General features: G+C 72.1%; 1 protein-coding gene. It reads right to left on the bottom strand.

Features of this window, described 5'->3' with window-relative positions:
• Positions 1-2,201, bottom strand: a 2,201-nt coding sequence (locus tag AB0C96_RS42995; protein ID WP_362925747.1) for a beta-ketoacyl synthase N-terminal-like domain-containing protein, incomplete at its 3' end; no start/stop codon positions are given.
• Between the last annotated feature and the right edge of the window lie 73 nt (positions 2,202-2,274).

Genomic DNA, 2,274 nt, shown 5'->3' with positions numbered 1-2,274 from the left:
CGCAACGCCCCACCCGAACGAGCCGACAACGGCCACAACACAACGGAAGAAACCACCGAAGCGCCACCAACCCCAACATCGGCCCCGGCCTCAACCACGGCCTCAACATCGGCCGCAGCCACAACCTCAGCCTCGACCTCGGCCACAACCGCGGCCTGAACCCCAACCTCGACCTCGACCGGCGGCTCCTCAAGCACAACATGAGCATTGGTGCCACTGATCCCGAAAGAGGACACCGCGGCCCGCCGCGGGCGGCCCTCCCGCTGCGGCCACCGGCGCGCCTCGGCCAGCAACTCCATCGTTCCCGAGGACCAGTCGACGTGCGTGCTGGGCCGCTCCGCGTACAGCGTCCGCGGAAGCGTGCCGTGGCGCATGGCCAGCATCATCTTGATGACACCGCCCACGCCGGCAGCCGCCTGAGTGTGCCCGATGTTGGACTTCAACGACCCCAACCACAGCGGATCGTCGACCCGTTCACGCCCATACGTGGCCAGCAGCGCACCCGCCTCGATCGGATCACCGAGGGGTGTACCCGTGCCATGGGCCTCGACGGCGTCGACATCGCGCGGGGTCAGCCCGGCATCGGCCAGGGCCGCCCGGATGACGCTCTCCTGCGCGGGGCCGCTGGGCGCGGTGAGACCGTTGCTGGCGCCGTCCTGGTTGACCGCGCTGCCCCGGACGACCGCCAGCACCCGGTGACCGGCGCGGCGGGCGTCGGAGAGACGCTCCAGCGCCAGAACGGCGACGCCCTCGGACCAGGCCGTGCCGTCGGCATCGGCGGAGAACGGCCGGCAGCGGCCGTCGGGGGCCAGCCCGCGTTGCCGGGAGAACTCCACGAACATGCCGGGCCCGGACATCACCGTGGCACCACCGGCCAGAGCCAGTCCGCACTCGCCCCGGCGCAGCGCCTGCACCGCGAGGTGCAGCGCCACCAGCGACGAGGAGCACGCGGTGTCGACGGTGAGCGCCGGCCCACGCGTGTTGAGGGTGTAGGCGATCCGGCCGGAGGCCACGCTCGCCGTGGTGCCGGTGAGCAGATACCCCTCGTGTCCGTCCGCTCCTTCGTGGAGCCTCGGCCCGTACTCCGGTGCGACCGCACCGATGAACACGCCGGCGTCGCCGCCACGCAGCGACTCGGGGAGCACTCCGGCGTCTTCCAGCGCTTCCCAGGAGGCCTCCAGCAGCAGTCGCTGCTGCGGGTCCATCGCCGCCGCCTCGCGCGGCGAGATGCCGAAGAACTCCGCATCGAACTCGGCCGCCTGGTACAGGAAACCGCCCTGGCGCACATAGGTCTTGCCGGGGAGGCCGGGCTCCGGGTCGTACAGCCCGTCGAGGTCCCAGCCACGGTCGGTGGGGAAGGACGAGATCGCGTCCGTGCCGGCGGCCACCAGGTCCCACAGGTCCTCCGGCGTCGCCACCCCGCCCGGGTAGCGGCAGCCGACGCCGACGATGGCGATCGGGTCGTCGTCCGGCTGACCGCCCCGGGAGGTCGTCGCCGCGGGAGCCCGGTCCGCGTCGGGGTCGGCACTGGCCGCCCCGAGCAGCGTGGCCGACAGGTGGTCGGCGACGGCGCGCGGGGTGGGCAGGTCGTAGACGAGCGTGGCGGGGAGGGTCAGGCCCGTGGCCCGGTTCAGCAGATCCCTGAGCTCGACCGCAGTCACCGAATCCAGACCCTGGGCGGTGAAGGTGCGGTCGAGCGCGATCTCGTCGGGGTCGTCGTGGCCCAGGACGGTCGCGCTGGCCTCACGGACCAGCCGGACGAGCCGCTCGGCTGACACCGGCTCGGGAGATGCCGCGAGCGGACCGCCGGCCGGGTCCCGAAGGAGCACCCCGTCGCTCTCCGAGGTCTCGGTGTTCCCCGGGATTTCGACCGGTCCGTGGCTCAGCGCCGGCGACCAGTGAGTACGGCGTTGGAAGGGGTACGTGGGCAGGTCGATCCGTCGGGCCACGGAGCCCGAATGCAGCGCCGCAACGTCGAGTTCGGCCACCCGGGTGTGCAACGTGGCCAGCGCGGTGGCGAACGTCTCCGACTCCGACCGATCACGACGCAGAGCAGACACAAACGCCAGATCACCCTTGCTGCCCAGGCCACCCGTGACGCCCGCGGCGCCCGCGGCGCGGGCCTCGCTCTCGCCACCCGCATCGCTCGTGTCACCCGCGTCGCTCGTGTCACCCGCGTCGTCGAGGCACTGGCTGGCCATCGCCGTCAACACCGCATGAGGACCCAACTCCAAGAACGTGTCCACACCCAAAGCACGAGCCGCCCGCACCCCA

Source organism: Streptomyces sp. NPDC048506, from assembly GCF_040651315.1.
GTDB lineage: Bacteria > Actinomycetota > Actinomycetes > Streptomycetales > Streptomycetaceae > Streptomyces.
The sequence above is the reverse complement of the archived record's forward strand: the minus strand, read 5'-3'. Positions and strand labels throughout refer to the sequence as shown.